14 protein-coding genes are annotated in these 17940 nt (G+C 43.8%); 2 read left to right on the forward strand and 12 right to left on the reverse strand.

Translation table 11 applies throughout. The features are described 5' to 3' along the window. The first annotated feature begins 87 nt into the window (after positions 1-87). A complete protein-coding gene (locus AAZR19_RS16155; protein WP_056767659.1) occupies positions 88-573 on the forward strand; it encodes a phenolic acid decarboxylase in 486 nt (161 codons plus the stop codon). A gap of 72 nt (positions 574-645) precedes the next feature. Here the strand turns inward: AAZR19_RS16155 and AAZR19_RS16160 are convergent, their stop codons facing one another. From AAZR19_RS16160 to AAZR19_RS16215, 12 genes are all read right to left on the reverse strand, one after another. Further along, the gene (locus tag AAZR19_RS16160) at positions 646-2277 is read right to left on the reverse strand and encodes a M14 family metallopeptidase (protein ID WP_056767656.1); all 1632 of its coding nucleotides are present in this window, start codon (positions 2275-2277) and stop codon (positions 646-648) included. 177 nt (positions 2278-2454) lie between these two features. Then, positions 2455-3753, reverse strand: a complete 1299-nt coding sequence (locus tag AAZR19_RS16165) for a citrate:proton symporter (RefSeq protein WP_056767653.1) — start codon at positions 3751-3753, stop codon at positions 2455-2457. Positions 3754-4099: 346 nt separating this feature from the next. Next, positions 4100-5077: a tripartite tricarboxylate transporter substrate-binding protein gene (locus AAZR19_RS16170; RefSeq protein WP_056767649.1), complete on the reverse strand. Its 978-nt coding sequence runs from the start codon at positions 5075-5077 to the stop codon at positions 4100-4102. Between the two features lie 3 nt (positions 5078-5080). Further along, positions 5081-5776, reverse strand: coding sequence for a response regulator (locus tag AAZR19_RS16175; protein ID WP_056767862.1), 696 nt, complete (start codon positions 5774-5776; stop codon positions 5081-5083). 3 nt (positions 5777-5779) lie between these two features. Then, positions 5780-7375 carry a sensor histidine kinase gene (locus AAZR19_RS16180; protein ID WP_041106267.1) on the reverse strand — a complete coding sequence of 532 codons (1596 nt, stop codon included), beginning with the start codon at positions 7373-7375 and terminating at the stop codon, positions 5780-5782. Positions 7376-7517: 142 nt separating this feature from the next. Beyond that, complete coding sequence (locus AAZR19_RS16185; RefSeq protein ID WP_434703739.1) at positions 7518-10172, reverse strand: exosporium glycoprotein BclB-related protein; 2655 nt, start codon at positions 10170-10172, stop codon at positions 7518-7520. A gap of 112 nt (positions 10173-10284) precedes the next feature. Beyond that, on the reverse strand, positions 10285-11367 hold the full coding sequence (ribD, locus tag AAZR19_RS16190) for a bifunctional diaminohydroxyphosphoribosylaminopyrimidine deaminase/5-amino-6-(5-phosphoribosylamino)uracil reductase RibD (protein ID WP_218677194.1): 1083 nt from the start codon (positions 11365-11367) through the stop codon (positions 10285-10287). Between the two features lie 283 nt (positions 11368-11650). Continuing rightward, complete coding sequence (locus AAZR19_RS16195; RefSeq protein ID WP_076839132.1) at positions 11651-13408, reverse strand: WD40 repeat domain-containing protein; 1758 nt, start codon at positions 13406-13408, stop codon at positions 11651-11653. Positions 13409-13412: 4 nt separating this feature from the next. Continuing rightward, positions 13413-14216 (reverse strand): formylglycine-generating enzyme family protein, encoded by an 804-nt coding sequence (locus AAZR19_RS16200; RefSeq protein ID WP_087976414.1) that lies wholly within the window; start codon positions 14214-14216, stop codon positions 13413-13415. 32 nt (positions 14217-14248) lie between these two features. Next, the gene (locus AAZR19_RS16205) at positions 14249-14974 is read right to left on the reverse strand and encodes a GTP cyclohydrolase II (protein WP_024424596.1); all 726 of its coding nucleotides are present in this window, start codon (positions 14972-14974) and stop codon (positions 14249-14251) included. A 281-nt stretch (positions 14975-15255) separates the two neighbouring features. Next, positions 15256-15912 (reverse strand): class I SAM-dependent methyltransferase, encoded by a 657-nt coding sequence (locus AAZR19_RS16210; protein WP_024424594.1) that lies wholly within the window; start codon positions 15910-15912, stop codon positions 15256-15258. 960 nt (positions 15913-16872) lie between these two features. Continuing rightward, positions 16873-17220, reverse strand: coding sequence for a general stress protein (locus tag AAZR19_RS16215; RefSeq protein WP_034282732.1), 348 nt, complete (start codon positions 17218-17220; stop codon positions 16873-16875). A 221-nt stretch (positions 17221-17441) separates the two neighbouring features. On the opposite strand from AAZR19_RS16215, the gene AAZR19_RS16220 reads away from it, so the two are divergent. Continuing rightward, positions 17442-17819 carry a YfmB family protein gene (locus AAZR19_RS16220; protein ID WP_041108602.1) on the forward strand — a complete coding sequence of 126 codons (378 nt, stop codon included), beginning with the start codon at positions 17442-17444 and terminating at the stop codon, positions 17817-17819. Positions 17820-17940 lie beyond the last annotated feature (121 nt).

A 17940-nucleotide genomic window follows, 5' to 3' on the forward strand; every position in this document is an offset into this window, starting at 1 on the left:
GACAATAGTATACCATAGACTTTAAAATAAACATGTAAATCACAACATGTTTGAAAAAACATCATTCTAATGAAAGAAGGAATAAACATGGATCAATTCGTTGGACTTCATATGATTTATACGTATGAAAATGGCTGGGAATATGAGATTTACATTAAAAACGATCACACCATTGATTACCGCATTCATAGCGGAATGGTTGGAGGACGCTGGGTCCGTGATCAAGAAGTAAATATTGTGAAGCTGACAAAAGGCGTATACAAAGTCTCTTGGACAGAACCAACTGGGACAGACGTCTCTCTGAACTTTATGCCTGAGGAAAAACGCATGCATGGCGTCATCTTCTTCCCTAAATGGGTGCATGAACGTCCAGATATCACAGTTTGCTATCAAAATGACTACATCGATCTCATGAAAGAATCTCGTGAAAAATACGAAACCTATCCGAAATATGTTGTCCCAGAATTTGCGGACATTACGTATATCCATCATGTAGGTGTGAATGACGAAACCATTATCGCAGAAGCACCATATGAAGGCATGACAGATGAAATAAGAGCTGGACGAAAATAAAAAAAGCGGCATGCCTAGTGCCGCTTTAGATTGTTGACAAAGGGCTAAAATGATCTTTATTTTAGTCCTTTTTTATTGAATACCTAACGTCTTTTGAGGAAGCACGAAACGATAGACTGGCAGTTCATCACCTGTTTTTGAAGCAATAAACCCTGATGACATATAGCTGTCCTTTGATTCTGGTTCAAGGGCAAGTGAGAGCAAATTGGTTTGCGGCTGTGCCGTGACATATACCTTTGTTCCTTTTGGCAGCTGACGTTTCTTGTCAACGAGTTTTGTTTCAAGCTGAATATCTGTTTTGCTCTTTTCCTCTCGCTTTGTCACCTGATAGGCTTGTACCGGCACTTTCATGCCAGCCGGCAATGTGACACTTTTTAATCCTAATGTTCTGAGTTTCCTCTCTATTCCTTCATGCCCCGGAAGAATGAGATAAGCTGTCGGCCGTTCTCTTGTTAAGACGGGAACAGCATCGCTCGCACTGTGAAAGCGTACAGGAACTTGAGTTGTTTGTCCTTTCTCAATATCGACCATTTCCAGCGAGTCATTGACAGGTGCTTGGAAATCGTCTTGAATGACCACCTGATCATCATCATTTGGCTGCAGTCCTTTTTTGACCAGCTTCAGCCGCTCCGTCACCATTTGCTGCTTCACCTGTTTGGCATGTTTCACCGTGGTCTCAATGATTTTTTCATGGGTGGCTACTTGTGCAGCGACGCGGCGGGCAAAATCCTCTCTTCCAATCCCAATCCCTCTGCTTTCTACAAGAAATGACAGGGCTGGCGAAAGTGCAAGGGCATTACGGCCAATTCGCGCATCCGTTCCACCTTCATAGATGTCGATCTTTCCATCCTTTCCTCTTGTGTTTGTATAATACAAATCGTTAGAAAATCCTTTATTCGTCAGCGTTTCACGAACTCCGTTAACGTATAACTCATTTGATGTCAGCCGGATGCTTTCAGGAATGTTTAAATTCTTACCTGAAAGAATAAGCAAATCATGATATTTGAGAGCGCCTGATGAACCGATATCTTCAAACTGCTTTTGACCCACATCGTATTCATGGGCATCAATAACCACCTCTGGCGCATACCGATTAAATTCTTGATGCAGGGCTGTCAGTTCTGGAGACTCTAATGTCATATGATCACGGTTTCCGTCTAATCCGTTTGCCAGTCTGCGGTCAAACGCATAAGAACCATCAGGATTGATTCTTGGGACAATGATGATATTGACATGATTGAGTATACGCTCTCCTTCTTCACCTGCTAATCGTTTTGCAATGACGAGAGCAGATTCACCGGAGGCTGGTTCATTTCCATGTATTTGTGCTTGGAGCCAGATGGTTGGCTTTTTTGAAAGTGGCGTGATGGAGCGATCCTTTGTAAAGTACAGGGCCGGAATGGATCTACCTTCAATGGATGTTCCAATTTGTTTCTGCGTGGCGTAAGGACTTTTGCGGACAATGTCTCGTAAGAAAGCTTGAAGCTCTTCTTGTGTCGTAAATGCTTCTTCTTTTTTCTGAAAGGCAGGGGTATCAAACGTCTCGTCAGGCTTAGGGTATAGCTTTTTCACTGAAGCTGGTTGTTCATAACTCTTTCCATAATAAGGGGTTTCTGCATGAGCTGAAGCTGGGCTCACCATCGACAAACTGCCTGCCAAGAGGCATGCAGCAGCAAAAAGAATCGTGCCTTTTCGTTTGGACATGCTATCCTCTCCCTTCGTTGATTTGCATTATAAAGAAAAAAACAGAAAAAGTGTCAGTATTTTTCAAAAATAAATCTTTTGGAGGAACAGGCATGTCTTTGTCTAGGGCAAATGAATGGAGCCTGCCCGGCAATATGACCTAAAAAAAGTGCCTGCCCGCAGCAGACACTTTTTTATTTACCAGATGGAAATGGCCCCAATGAGAACCGCCATGACGGTCATAGCGACGACTGCCAGCACAGCCCATTTCATCCCAAATTTCTGATGCTGATCCAGTGATACGCCAACAAGTCCAACAAGTAAATGAGTTGATGGAACAAGTGGACTTAACATATGAATCGGCTGACCAATAATAGAGGCTCTGGCAATCTCAATTTTATCGACACCGTATGCTGCCGCTGTTTCTGATAGGATCGGCAGTACGCCATAAAAGTATGCATCATTCGGCATAAAGAAAGTAAAGATCCCGCTTGTTAATGCGACAATGACTGGAATAAAGCCGCCAAGCTGCTCTGGAATTGCAGATACAATCGAAATCGCCATTTCATCGACCATTTTCGTTCCAGTTAGAATACCTGTAAAAACACCTGCCGCAAAAATCATCGAAGCAATGGCTAAAACGTTTGTTGAGTGAGCGGCAATTCGCTCACGCTGCTGATCCAAGTTCGGATAGTTCACGATGATCGCCACACAGAAAGCAAGAACAAATAGAACAGTTAAGCTGACTTTACCTGATACAAGCAGCAGCACCAATAACAAAGTCAGCGCCAGGTTAAACCACCAAAGCTTCGGCCGTTTGATGTCATCTTGCAGTGCCGCTGCCATTTCATTTGCATGAATCGGCTGTTCAAGTTCAATCACACCAAGGCGTTTTCTTTCGGCTTTTCCAAGAAAATAAGCAACAATAATCATACTGAGAACCCCTGCACCAATGACTGGAATCATCGGTCCAAATAAAAGTGAAGGATCAACGCCAAGTGCACTCGCCGCTCTAGGTGTAGCTCCTCCCCATGGAATTGTATTCATAATTCCCATGCCAACCCCGGCAATACCCGCTAAAATAATTGGACGGATGCCAAGCAGCGTAAATAGTGGAAGCATCGCTGTTGTTGTAATCATATACGTTGTCGTTCCGTCACCATCAAGTGCAACAAGCATCGTCAGGACAGCTGTTCCGACCACGATTTTTAATGGATCGCCTTTAACGATTTTTAAAATTTTCGCCACCATTGGGTCAAATAAACCCGCATCAATCATAATGCCAAAGTACAAAATCGCAAACATGATCATGACCGCTGTTGGTGCGACTTGTTGCACGCCTTTGACAATCATGTCTGAAATTTCAGTAAAATGAAAACCTGCAATAAGAGCAAATGCAATTGGTGTTAACACCAATGCCGTTAAAACAGACATACGTTTCGTCATAATCAAAACCATAAATACAATCATCATAAGAAATCCTAAGATTGCTAACATATTGTTCACCCCTTATGTTGTATACGCTTTCATTAATGTGTTGGTATCCCATTTCCAACCCTTTTTGTCATCATATCTGAGGTGTGAATTGAAGTAAATATTATGAATTTTAATTCTTTTTCGGTCGATAAATGCTTTTTGTTCATTTTGTTCAACCATTGGGCTTTTTGATTCCATGAAAAAAACAAAGGGTTTATTTTAGCCCTTTGTCTTCTTTTCAGCGTGATAGAAAACCTTCGAAGTCTAGGAAGGATGAGTACTGGAGCGGAGCGAATATAGATTCGTGAACACCGGCACGCAGGAATGACAACGAATGCAAGGGTTTGGCTACACGCTGGAAGCGGTCTCACTCGACCGCTTGTTCTCCTTGTATCAATTGCTCATATTGCCTTAATTGATCTTCCATAAAGATCTTTGCCTCTTTGCTGTTCATATAACGACTTGTCCAGCCCTTTTGCTTTAATCGCTTTTTCCAGGACTTCGTTTCCGTCATTTTTTGAAGAAGCTGATCCCATTCACGAATGTCATGCTGACTCATTTGTTTAGAGCCCATCACACCGCGCCAATGGGAGAAGATGAGCGGAATGCCCTGCTCTTTCCATGTCGGCACATCTTCAAATCCATCTAAGCGCTGGCTGGTTGTCGTCGCTACGAGCTTCAGCCTCTTTTTTTCATAATCATGACGAACCTCTGTAATGGTAGTCGTTGCTGCATCCACTTCATGGTTGATGAGCGCCTGAAATAAATCATCTGCACTGTCAAATTTCAAAAATTGAATGCGATAGGGATCAATCCCTGCCATTTCTGCTGCCCGGGCGAATGAGATTTGATCATCATTTCCAAAGTCAGGGGCAAACCCAATTTTTAAGGAATCTGGTTTTTTCTTGAGGGCGTGTAACAGCTCCTTCCCATTTGCAAAAGGAGAATCCATCGGGACTGCGACGACCTGCCACTCTTCTGCAAGGATTGCCAGCGGTGTCACATCATTCATCGTCACGTTACTGCTGCCAAGTAAATTACGGCTTAACAATAAGCTTGAATTTAAACTGATATAGTTGGCTTCTCGCTCCATCATGTATGTCCATCCTTTATCCACCGTTCCGCCTCTTTGATAAAGAATGTTCACAGGCCGGTTCACCAGTTTCTCTTGTTCAAGCACTGATTTCATCACCTGAGCCGTTTGGTCAAATCCTCCATCTGGTACACCCGACACCACAATATATAAGGAGCTTTGCTGTAGGAAAGAGTCTCCGGCTTTTTTTTCATTGAAGGTGAGTGTCATACAAAGGCAGAGCACGATCACAAAAAGTATTCCTTTTTTCATCTTTTAAGACTCCGCTTGTTTGGCAGGGTAATATTTACGTTCAGGTCTGCCAATGATTCCGTATGCAAGCTCTGCCCGGCATTCCCCTGTTGTCACGAGATACTCTACGTACCGTCTCGCAGTTGTACGTGATGCGCCCATCTTTTCCCCGAGTTCTTCTGCTGTAATTCCGCTATTCTCTGATGTCATCAATGTTTTCACTTTGTCCAAGGTCAGTGAATTGATGCCTGTGGGGAGATCTCTGTCATCCCTTTGTTTTGGCTCTTCCTGCATCTGCCCAAAAAACAAATCAATCATCGTTTGATTGACTTCATCCTTTGAATTGATGATGTCTTTCTTCTCTTTATATTCGGTTAAAACTTGTGCAAACTTTTGTGCGGTCACCGGTTTGATTAAATAATGAACCACTCCGTAATGAAGCGCATCTCTTAAAAGCGTCGTTTCCGTTGCAGCCGTGATAATGATCACATCTACTTCAGGACAGCGTTCTCTTAAAAGCGGCAGCAAGTTTGTGCCGAGTTCATCAGGCATATAGACATCAAGCAAAATGAGATCAACTTGTTCCCTTTGGAGCGCCTCCCACATATCCTTTGCACTCTTTGCCTTTCCGGCGACCTTAAATCCTTCTATCTTTTGTATATAAGATTCATGAATGGCAGCGATTCGAAAATCATCCTCCGCAATGAGTACCTTAATCACCATCTATTCCCCCTTTGTGCCTTTCGGTATGTATACAGTGAAGATGGCACCGCCTTCTTTTTGGTTCGCAACTTCAATCCAGCCCCCAAGCTCGTCCAATACTTCTTTCACATTCGCAAGCCCGTAGCCTCGTCCTTCTCCCTTTGACGAATGGCCTCTTGTGAAAATCTGTGACAGTTCCTCTTCATTCACTCCATCACCTGAATCTGACACTTCTATGATAATATCAAACCCAATATCTGTGATGAATAGGTCTACCTCGCGCTTCTCCTTATTTAATACAGCTTCAAAAGCATTGTCTACGAGATTGCCAATGATGGTGATAAAGTGAGATAGACTTAAATGAGCTGGGAGCGGCTCAAGTGAGCTATTTTCATCAATGTGGAAATGGACTTTCTTCTCTGATGCTTTCCCTAACTTGCCAAGTAAGATGGCTTGTATTTTAGGAGACCGAATCTGCTTCATGAGTAAATCGTGCTGACGGTTTTGCAGATGATATTCTTCTTTAATTAGGTCGATGGCTTCATCGACTTGATTCAGCTCAAGCAGGCCTAAGATGGCGTACAGCTTATTTGAGAATTCGTGCGTTTGTGCCCTTAGGTCTTCTGAATATTGGCTGACCTCTGTTAATGTATCCAGCAGCTTCGTCAGCTCTGTTTTCTCTCTGAAGCTCACAATCCCTCCGAATACTCGATGATCCTGCATTACTTTTTTCACATTTAAGACATAGGTTTTATCATTGACGACGGTTTCGATGTTAGGTTCAATCGTCTCTGCCTTTAAATAGAGAAGAAGTTTGGCATTTGGCAAGACTTGATCAATATGAAGTGGCAGCTTTGATGAGACGCGCAGCATGTGCTCAGCTGATGTATTCATCATCGTAATCGCGCCTTTCTGGTCAAACGCAATGATCCCTTCTTTTATAGCGAGCAGCATCGCTTCTCTTTCTCGATACAACGAAGCTATTTCATGCGGCTCAAGCCCTAATGTATCTTTGCGAATACTCTTCGTTAAAAAAATCGCACCGAATATGCCAGGCAAAAGCACGAGAAGTGCAATATAGCTAAGCTTGAATAGCTGATGAGCTGTCGCTTGATCAATTTCCTTTTTTAAAAATTCGACGGTGACTGTGCCGATAATTTCTTCATGCCCTTCTGTTTCTTTCATAATGGGTGCACTGCCTCTGACAACGGTTTCACCATTAGAATCATCAGTTGATATGGAAGTTCCTCCAAATAAGAGGGTACTTCTTCCTTCCGATACACTGATGGTTTTTCCTACGTCCTCATGATTCGTATGAACAAGGACCTTTCCTTTTCGATTGGTAATGAAGATGGCATGTGCTCTTACTTGCTCCTTCATTTGCTCAAGCACTGCCTGTTCTTCATTTTGGGACGCTGATAGAGCCACCGATGCTTTAATGGGCGGCATATATGATATCGTTCTAGCGGTCTGCACCGCCAGCTGTTCAGCTTGTCCCTGCCTTTCTGATGTCTGCAGAAAACCAAAACAAATGGTTAATAACGCAATGACAACAAGCAAAAGCCCGATAATTAACCCCAAAATTTTCGTTTGTAAAGTCACTTTCCTTTTGCCCATCCTCACCGCTACAACCCCTAATTCAGTAGATTCACCCGAATAGACTCTAAGAAAATGATATCATTTTTTCTGACTAAGTTAAGAGAAAATTATTTCAAACAAAAAAGGACGACTCAGGCATCGAGTCGTCCCTGTATGCCTATTACGTGATTGATAAACCCGCACTCGCATAGCCTGCTACGGTATTCACTAAGGAAAGACCTGTAGCTGATGCGGAGAATACAACAAGCAATCGTGTTTCCGGTGTGACTGGTACATTTAGACCAGTCGCAATACCATTTGCGATCGCACCCAGCGTTAAAACACCGGTTAAAGCTGGTGCTAAAGTGACACTCGCTACTTGAGTGAAACTGTTATTTGGTGTCGGTGAAGCAAACAAACTAGCTGTGACCGTAATACTTGTGCCAAGCAAAGAAAGAGCAGCTGTCGTACTGAAATAGCCAGCAAATGATGTGATTGTTCCGGCTCTAGGAACTGAGAACGCCATGTTGAGTAAAGTGCCTGCAGCGCCGGTTAAATCAATCACTCCGCCTAAAATACTGACACCTGTCGCTGAGTTACCAAATCCGATCAAGCTGGATGTTCCAACAAGACCGCCTGCAATTGTTGTCAGGACAGCAGGTGTACCTGAAGCAAACGGAATGATCGCACTTGAACCTGTCACTCCTGTTGGACCGGTGGCGCCGGTGGCTCCTGTACCTGTGACTCCGGTGGCGCCTGTTGCACCGGTTACTCCAGTTACTCCAGTTGCTCCGGTTGCACCGGTCGCTCCTGTTGCACCCGTTACCCCAGTTGCTCCGGTAACACCTGTGACGCCGGTTGCACCAGTATCGCCCGTTACCCCAGTTGCACCTGTGGCTCCAGTAACTCCGGTAGCTCCGGTAACACCTGTGATGCCGGTGGCTCCTGTGGCTCCAGTAACTCCGGTAGCTCCTGTATCACCCGTTACCCCAGTTGCTCCGGTTACTCCGGTGGCTCCGGTAACACCTGTGACGCCGGTGGCTCCTGTGGCTCCAGTAACTCCGGTAGCTCCTGTATCACCCGTTACCCCAGTTGCACCTGTGGCTCCAGTAACTCCGGTAGCTCCTGTATCACCCGTTACCCCAGTTGCACCTGTGGCTCCAGTAACTCCGGTAGCTCCGGTAACACCTGCGGCTGCCAATAACGTATAGTCTGGCGACGTATCTGGTGTACCTGTTGGTGGTGCTGTATTCACAACATAGGTTCCACCTTCATATGTCACCACTTGACCTACTGGATAGGTTGGCGCTGTTGCTGGGTCAAATGTCAGAATACCAGTTAATCCTACACCGGTTACTCCGGTGGCTCCTGTGACTCCTGTTGCCCCTGTATCACCAGTTATCCCAGTTGGGCCTGTGACGCCGGTTGCACCAGTTTCTCCTGTCGCTCCTGTGATCCCTGTTGCTCCTGTGCCAGTAGCTCCGGTTGGGCCAATTTCCCCCGTCGCTCCCGTAACACCAGTGGCTCCGGTTGGGCCAATTTCTCCCGTAACTCCTGTGACGCCGGTAGCTCCGGTTGGACCAACTTCCCCCGTTGGTCCTGTCACTCCTGTTGCGCCGGTGGAACCCGTGACTCCTGTACCGGTTGCACCCGTAACGCCAGTCGCTCCTGCAGCGGCCAATAACGTATAATCTGGTGACGTATCTGGTGTGCCTGTTGGCGGCGCCGTATTGACGAGGTAAGTTCCTCCTTCATATGTCACCACTTGACCTACTGGATATGTCGGCGCTGCCGCTGGATCAAACGCTGTGACGCCGGCTAGACCTACTCCCGTCGCTCCTGTGATTCCTGTTGCACCGGTTGCTCCTGTTGCTCCTGTTGCTCCCGTATCACCAGTTGGACCTGTGACACCGGTTGCTCCTGTTGCACCGGTGGTACCCGTTGCTCCTGTGACTCCTGTGCCAGTAGTTCCGGTTGGGCCAATTTCTCCCGTCGCTCCCGTAACACCAGTGGCTCCGGTTGGGCCAATTTCTCCCGTCGCTCCCGTAACACCAGTGGCTCCGGTTGGACCAATTTCTCCTGTTGCACCCGTGACGCCGGTGGCTCCCGTTGCTCCAGTTGCACCCGTACCGGTAGCGCCTGTAACGCCAGTCGCGCCTGCGGCGGCTAATAACGTATAATCTGGTGATGTATCTGGTGTACCTGTTGGTGATGCTGTATTCACAAGATACGTTCCACCTTCATATGTCACCACTTGCCCCAATGGGTATCCTGGCGCTGCTGCAGCATCATACGGTACGACTCCTGTTAAACCCACGCCGGTGGCGCCTGTGGCTCCAGTTGGACCTGTACCTGTTTCCCCCGCTGCGGCTAATAATGTATAATCTGCCGACGTATCCGGCGTACCTAATGGCGGTGCTGAATTGACCACGTACGTACTGCCATCGTATGTCACCACTTGACCTACTGGGAAGGTTGGTGCTACTGCTGGATCAAATGCCAAGATACCTGTTAAACCTACGCCTGTTGGACCGATTGGACCTGCTGGACCTGCTGGGCCTGCTGGGCCTGCCGGACCCGCTGGACCCACTGCACCCGCCGGACCTGCTGGGCCTCTTCTTCCTCTCCCGCCTGGCGGACCTTGAATCACACAAACACAAGGATCTTTTCCGCAGCAAGGATTTTTCACTGGTTTCCTTGGCTTTTCTGCTATCCCTTTCTTACAACTATCACATTCCCAGCCATCATCCTTATACGCATCATACCAGCTTCCTTTTTGGTAGTGGTCTGTCGAATGAGTTGGATATGTCTTACCACATTGCCTACATTTTTTCATGGAATCACCCCCATCCATCGTATTCATCATGACTGGGAATGGTGTATGTACACTTTTATTTTTTAAAATAATCAAAAGACCTTGCACTTTCTTGCACAAGGTCTTTCTTTCATTAAAGTCTCATCGTCATTTTTAAATCTTTTCCTACCATACTATAATCCATATCTACCGGCCGGATGGCTTCTTTTAATGTTTTCGTACCTTCTCCTTCAAAGAAAGTAGGTGCATCTTTCCCTCCAATTAATAATGGTGCCATATAAATAATGACTTCGTTCACAAGGGACGCTTCTAAAAAGGATGCGCTCACACTGCCTCCCGCCTCTACAAGCACCGACATCACAGAGCGCCTTTTCAGCATACGTAACACCGCATGAAGATCTGTCCGATTTTCTCCGCTTGTGACAAATACTTGATGTCCTTTTTGCACCAGTTGATGGTATTTTTTTTGATCATACTTGTTTGAGGTACAAATGATGGTTTCTGCCATATGATCATTTAAACATTTCGCATGAAGCGGAATCCTTAATGTGGAATCTAAAATGACACGAATAGGCTGTGTCACGATTGAATCTTTCACAATAAGGCCTGCATCATCTTGAATAATGGTTTCGACGCCTGTTATCACAGCATCTGCTTCTTGACGTAATTGCTGCACTTCATTCCTTGCTTCTGTCCCTGTAATCCATTTGCTTTCTTGATGAGCTGTTGCGATTTTCCCGTCTAATGAAATGGCTGTTTTTAATATGACATACGGAAGGTCTGATTGTATCGAATGAAAAAAAGGGAGATTTAAGCTGTCCGCTTCCCGCTTACATACCCCTTCTTCTACTTCTATCCCTGCTTGTTTCAACATCGTGACCCCTTTACCTGCTACAAGTGGATTTGGGTCCCCAGTGGCAATGACCACACGTTTCACCCCGCTCTTTATAATGGCTTCTGAGCAAGGACCTGTTTTTCCTTGATGCGAACAAGGTTCAAGCGTCACATACATATGAGCTCCTTTCGCCTTATCTCCTGCCATTTGCAGCGCATGAATTTCAGCATGCGGCTCGCCCGCCTTCATGTGAGCACCAATTCCCACGATCTCACCTTTTTTGACTACCACTGCCCCGACAAGCGGATTTGGCGAGGTTTGTCCTTTCATGGCCTTTGCGTTGGCAATTGCTAGCTTCATATAAAAAACATCGTCTTTCATGTAAGTCTCCTTTCCTCTCTTTCAAGGGAAAGAACTCCTTCAGGGAATGAAGGAGTTCTATTCTCATGTGCTATATTTTTTCCATCCGTTTCTTTTCAGATCGATCATAGTAAGGCAAGGAATAAAAAAGTTTATAAGATGCTCGTTGTTTACAAAAACAGCATTTGCGACATTCATATTTATTAATGAGGAGCACATGCGGACAATTGAGTACAGACAGACCTTTTTTCATATGTTCCTTGCAAACACTTATCATGAGAATCCCCCGCTTACATTCTTTTTCTTAATGAGAGATTACTTCTTTCGGAAATTGGTCAAATAAGCGTAGTACTTCGGTATGCGTCCCATCTTCTCGAACGTGATAAATTCCGCCGTCATATGAGCTTGCATATACATCATTGCCTAATTGTCTAATGGCACTAATCCCATTTAGGGCAATTCTAATTGGGCCGGTGTTGACACCCAGCTCTGGATTCCACACAACGATATAGCCCCAATAATCACCGCTTACAATATAGCCTGAGTCTGTGACTGTGACCGATTTAATCGAATACTGGTGCTCGTTATGCTGGTCTAAAATTCTTCCTGTATGCAAATCAAACAATCTCACATTTTTGTCGCGGCTGACAATGGCGATACGGTCTCGTTTACTATCAATAAAGACATCATTTAACAGCTCTGTCGCACCAATGTATTCCGCTTTTAAGGACAAACTCTTTTTATCTAAAAGACAGATGGTTCCTTCAACTGCTGCTGTGATGATAAGATCTCCTTCTACCTTTAATGCTTTAACTGCACAATCGTGTGCTTTGGAACGGCCGATTTCCTTTAAGTGTTCTGTCGAAATGACATGGACATAACCGCCGTAAGTTCCAATATAAAATTGACGATCCTCCTCGTGGAAATACACGCTGTTGACCGGACCTGTGTTAAGATCAAACGAAACCATTTGCTGTAATGACTCATGAACAATATGCACCTGACTTGCATGATCTCCCCACGCATAATAGCTTCCATCCCGTGCAACAGCTACTCCATTTGTTAAAACGCCCGTCGACTTGGCAATTTCAATCCCGTTTTTTCTGAATTTTCCATCATCGGATGCGGTAATAATATCACCCGCATCAGTCAGCGCAATATCATTGATAGATGGTGTCGCCATTTCGATCTCATCTGATATGACTTTGCCCTTTTCGATCGACCATTCACAATATGTTTTTCCAAAGCTGGCTCCTAGTATTGACTTCTCATCCTCTGTCCAGACAAGCGAGCGCTCCCACTGATATTTATGAGGCAGCAGCGTATCGACTAAATCACCTGTTTCATAATTCCACAGCTTAATTAAATGGTCGTAGCCTGCTGTCAGCAAGTAATTGCCGCTTGGAGAAAAATTCACGCGCTTGACGCCCTGTAAATGGGCTTTGATGATTTTCTTCTCCTGTAAAGTAGCTGCATCGTAAATAATAACGGTGCCATCATCTCTGCCAAGTGCGAATACTTCTTTTTGATTGCTGCCGCTGATCGTATCGAGCTCATAATCAAACGGCCCGATTTCCCCTACAATTTCTCCGGTTTCATACAGCCATACAAGGACATATCCATCATCACCTGTTGTATAAGCTTTATCACCATGTATCCATACAGCTAATACATCCTTGCTATGGCCATGGAATTCTCTTAAAATAGCGCCCGTTTCGATATCCCAGACTAAGCATCTTCTATCTCTGGACACGGATACAAGCAAAGTATCCTGCTTCGCAAAAGCGACGGCTTCTACATCATCTGCATGACCAAACAACGTGCGGATTCGGGTATTTGTGCCAGTATCATACAATTGAATGGTATAGTCTGACGATGCACTCGCTAAATACTTTCCGTTTTCAGAAAGAGATATGGAATTAATGATATGCTCGTGACTGCCAATAAACGTTCCTTCTCCCGTCGCCCGGTTCCACTGATAAATACAGCGGTCATAGCCGCCAGTGTAAACAATTTGGTCGTGCTGAGTTGATAAAACAGATGTAATTGGTCCTCTATGCATAGTTTTACACTCCCACCTTTATATATTGTTTTTGACGAGTCACTAAACGAAAACCAGTAAATCGAAAAACAGGATCTGGGTGCTTCCCGTGTCTTCTTGCGACTCTGCATAAATCTCCACCTCTTGCGAAAGAGCCGCCTTTTAAAATGTAGTAATCACTTCCGAGTGTTTCCGTTAAATCATCGACGACCTCGATGCCGCCTTCATATACGTGATATCTGGTGTTGACCCATTCCTCGACGTTGCCCCCCATATCATAAAGACCAAATAAAGATCGGCCCTTTTCGTAATGACGGACAGGCGTCGTTTTTTCAATATTTGATTCGTGCGTATTGCAGTAAGAAGGATCAAACTCATCTCCCCACGGGTATTGATTTCTCGTGTTTCCCCGGGCAGCATACTCCCATTCTTCTTCAGTAGGAATCGAAACATCAATCCCAAGTTTCCCGCTCAGCCACTGACAGAACGAGAAAGCATCCTCAATGTCCATGCCCCAAGCTGGATGATCTTTTCCCCCGCCAAGCTCTTCGTTCGTTAAACTCTCTGGGTATGTCTGGCCTGTTTCATCACAATAGCTTTGATACAATTCATTGCTGACGACCGTATCTGAGATAAAAAATTCGTTAATATACGGCTGATAGGATGGAAATTCTTTGTACAGCCATTTTTGAAACTTTTTCTCACGGCCGTAGGTTGGATTGAGCAGCTTGTCCTTCCAGAATTCTGCTGCCTTTTTCATATCTTCTTCATTACTTCCAATCGTTGCATAGCCGCTTGGGATTTGAATCCAATTGATATCAGGTTTCACGCTTTTCTCCCGCCTTCTTTCAATAAACTCGTCTATTGATTAATTAATTTCTTCTCATCGACCATATGCCCTGAGGCTGCTTTTGCCTTTAAATAGGCTTCATTGTAGAGAGAGGCTTCGACCGTATGATCAAACCGCAAAACAGGAAGACCATAAGCTGCAATTGAATCGACTTTATCTGGATTGTTCGTTAGTAAATGCAATGGTTTCCCTTTGTTTAAATAGTGCAAAACAGCTGCTGCTTCCTCGTAATGCCGATCATCATCCCCGCAGCCGATCAGGCGGTTGGCTTCAAAAGTATCCAGCTGCATCTCCTGTAGTTTATACGTCAACGCTTTTGCCATCAGCCCAATAGACCGACCTTCTTGATTGGCCATATACACAAGCATGCCTTTTCCGTAATCGGTGATTTTCTTCAGCGATAATGCAAGCTGTGGACCACAATCACATTTCAGTGATCCAAACACATCCCCTGTTTGGCAGACACTATGGATTCGCACAAGCGGCGGCCGTTCATTTTCAAAGTCGCCAAATAAGAGACAAGAGGAAAAGGTTTGCTGCGCGGTACTCATTTGGACAATAGATTCGATTGTTGGTTTTGTATCCCGTTCAACAGGCGCGAAGGCATACCACTTAAATGGCACTTCTTCATGTTGAATGGAAATTGGCAAATTCACAGGCCCCACGAGCAAATAGTGTTTATCTTGAAAGGTAAAATGATGAATCATTGATTGTAATTCATCTACAAACTTGTTCATTTGTCTCCCCCCTATTCATCACTGCACCCAAATCGACTCCCATAGCGCAGTGATGGAGTGATGAATATGTGTACGCACTCCCTCAGCCTGTGTGTTCCCGCAGAAGGAAATGGATGTGCAGTGTCTCTCATCGTTTTAGACCTTGTCCTTTTCCAGTACAAAGGAGCAGAAATCTTGGTTCATATGCTTTATTTTCTGTCAGAGCAGCAAACGCCCTTGATTGGCAGCCGCTCTTTCTTCCCATGAACACCTCTGCTAGCTTTGAATGACTCACCTTTGTACTAGATTTTGACGGCAATGACATGATGCTGGCTTATTCCGGCCTTCGCTTGTAACGGTGATATGGATACAAGCTCAAGACCTGATGTACAAATTTTTTCGCCAAGCTGAGAATCTGAAAATGAAAAATGGAAACGGCCATCTTCTCCGATTAATCCTGTTTTCCACTGTTCTCCCCAGACAACAAGTGAAAAGACACCGCCTTCATGAAGTAAAGAAGAGACCTGTTTTAAATAACGTTCATGATCATCAGGATGTTGATGATGAAAGCAGCCATGATCTAAAATTAAATCAAACTGCATCCCGCGTCCCTGATCCATGGACCATGACATAAAATCTTGATGAACAAAATGGACAGGAACTGTTTCTCTTTTCTGTAACCCTTCCCACTCCTCATGCTCATACAGGTCGATACCGACATATGCGGAAAGCCCGCTTAAATGTTCTAGTGCACGGCCGTTGCCGCACCCGATATCCAGCACAGAAGCAAGTGCATTCTTTTCCCTTGAACGCCATGCCTTTAATGACATCACTGCTGCGTCTGTTAAGGATGGATCAGTAGACCACATATCTGTTCTTTGCTCGTAATGCTCTTGGAATGCCATGCGCATCTTTTCTAAATACAATCCACTGTCTTCATGGTACAAAGCCTTTTTCATCATGAAACCTCCTTCAATTCACAATCTTCTTTTCAGGCAAAGGTGGTTTTCAAGCCAAAAACCTTATGTTAAAATGAAAGATGGATTTTTTAGGAAAATCTGTTTTTCTGAAAAAGGAGAGAAGCACCCCACATGTTCACTCTTCTTTTTCAGCATTCATCCTCATATGCAGCCGTTCGAAGGCCGCATCGCCTCAGCTTGTTCTCTCTTTTTTTCATATGAGTTCACCTCCTTCACCGTTCGATCAACTCACATTTCTTATTGAAACCGCTTTCTCTTTTTTATAAGGACTTAACGTCTTTTGGACAATCTCTTACACTGTGCTTTTAGTAGAAAAATGAATCTACTGTTTAGAATGGCGATCATTTTTTCTTCAAGTAAACGACGATTTGCTCTGTTCTAGTAGACATTTTTGCATCTAAGAGGCGCTTACGCTTTGGTTCTTGCCACCTCCTTTCACTAGATTATGCTTCGAATAAACCCACCGGAAATTTAACAACTAATTCCATAATGACTGGATTAAGCCAAATATATTGTTTTTAGTTTATTTTGTCAACGAATTATTTCCTAAACATTAAAATTAATTTTCTAATTGAAAATACAGGTAATTTTCGTGGTTTTTTGACCTTAAAACACTTGTTTCTACACAAAAATACAACTTAAACCTATAGAACTAAGAAATTTATCTACTAAATTACACAAGTTTTTTATTTAATTTTAAATCAAAATAGAAAGATACAATAATTATTTCCCGAATGGATTTTTGTGATATTTCGACTATTTTCTTCTGATGCTTCATGATTTTCATTGGTATAACGGCATTTTCAATTAGAGAGTTTACTATTTATTCCATACTTCTGTATTTACTTATTATCGTAAAAAAGATATATGTCTCTCTTTCAGACATGAAAGCATGAAAAAAAGCCCCTTACAAAAGTAAGAGGCTTTTTCGATTGGCGTTTATGCCCAGTTTTTCACTTTTTCATGATCTGTGACAAAGAGAAGGACTTTCCCTTCGTCTAAATGTTCTTCAAATGTCTCAGCTTCTTCTTTTGAGAAACCAATTTCATGAATTTTATTGCGGAGCTCATCGCCCTTTTTACTAAAGATGTTCCCAACCGCATGTTTGAGTCCAACTTCTCTTGAGCCAATCGTATTGGCATCTGCATTATTTGCAATACGCTCTGTTCGATCATCGTCATGGGACAGAACATAAATGTCCTCTCTTGCAACACCGAGTGCCTTTAATTGCTCTACATCTTTTTGAAGTGTTTCATCATTTGAATACTCTCTTACAACAGGTTTCATTTTATATTCCTCCTTTAACGTCTTACGATTCTTTTACCCGTCACTTTTGACATTAAACCTTCCACGAGCACATCCAATTTGCTTGAAGGACGTACCATGTCTATCGACTTATTTTTGACAAAAATCCTGTAAAAATGACTAAATTTTCTGAATTATTATGTTCAATCCTGTTGATTTGTTGTACAATTCTTATACTGGAGGCTAGAAATGAGGGAGAGCTGATGTATTACTTTTCAGCGGAGCAGCAGTTTAATGCTTGGGTTGTCAGTGATTTGGTGAAACAGCTTTTTCAAAAGTGGAATCCTGAAGAAGCAAATACAAAGCCGCTTACGTTGTTTGCCGAACAGCACTTTCGCATCTCCATTGATTATCTCTTTTCCATCATTATTAACATTGGAGATATCGAGTCAATTGAACAAGATCCACAAGACATGTTGTCCTCATATTTAAATATCCTTTTTCCTTTTGTGACGCGCGATATGATGAAAGCCTCCATGCAAAATGCAAACGAATATTTGTTAAAAGAACGTGATGCGGATGTGTATCAGCTGTTTGGCTGTCTCCCGCCGCTCCTCTCTGTATCTTTTCAGAAAAAGTAGTCCCCTTCGATGAGATGGCGGCTGCTTTTTTGTGTGTGTTTTGAAAAGACCGTATGTTTTGAACGAAAAGAAGCATCATGTTAATGTAAATCTAGGCTGTAAGTGAAAGGGAGGATTTGAC

Origin of the sequence: Bacillus sp. Je.9.29.b (genome assembly GCF_051129925.1) — a bacterium.
Lineage (GTDB): Bacteria > Bacillota > Bacilli > Bacillales > Bacillaceae > Bacillus > Bacillus safensis.

Bases quoted from the DNA above. Each gene is read 5' to 3' on its own strand.
- AAZR19_RS16170 (WP_056767649.1), bottom strand. From the start codon at position 5,077: ATGAAAAAAGGAATACTTTTTGTGATCGTGCTCTGCCTTTGTATGACA.
- AAZR19_RS16185 (WP_434703739.1), bottom strand. From the start codon at position 10,172: ATGAAAAAATGTAGGCAATGTGGTAAGACATATCCAACTCATTCGACA.
- AAZR19_RS16160 (WP_056767656.1), bottom strand. From the start codon at position 2,277: ATGTCCAAACGAAAAGGCACGATTCTTTTTGCTGCTGCATGCCTCTTG.
- AAZR19_RS16180 (WP_041106267.1), bottom strand. From the start codon at position 7,375: ATGGGCAAAAGGAAAGTGACTTTACAAACGAAAATTTTGGGGTTAATT.
- AAZR19_RS16220 (WP_041108602.1), top strand. From the start codon at position 17,442: ATGTATTACTTTTCAGCGGAGCAGCAGTTTAATGCTTGGGTTGTCAGT.
- AAZR19_RS16165 (WP_056767653.1), bottom strand. From the start codon at position 3,753: ATGTTAGCAATCTTAGGATTTCTTATGATGATTGTATTTATGGTTTTG.
- AAZR19_RS16205 (WP_024424596.1), bottom strand. From the start codon at position 14,974: ATGAACAAGTTTGTAGATGAATTACAATCAATGATTCATCATTTTACC.
- AAZR19_RS16215 (WP_034282732.1), bottom strand. From the start codon at position 17,220: ATGAAACCTGTTGTAAGAGAGTATTCAAATGATGAAACACTTCAAAAA.
- ribD (WP_218677194.1), bottom strand. From the start codon at position 11,367: ATGAAAGACGATGTTTTTTATATGAAGCTAGCAATTGCCAACGCAAAG.
- AAZR19_RS16195 (WP_076839132.1), bottom strand. From the start codon at position 13,408: ATGCATAGAGGACCAATTACATCTGTTTTATCAACTCAGCACGACCAA.
- AAZR19_RS16210 (WP_024424594.1), bottom strand. From the start codon at position 15,912: ATGAAAAAGGCTTTGTACCATGAAGACAGTGGATTGTATTTAGAAAAG.
- AAZR19_RS16155 (WP_056767659.1), top strand. From the start codon at position 88: ATGGATCAATTCGTTGGACTTCATATGATTTATACGTATGAAAATGGC.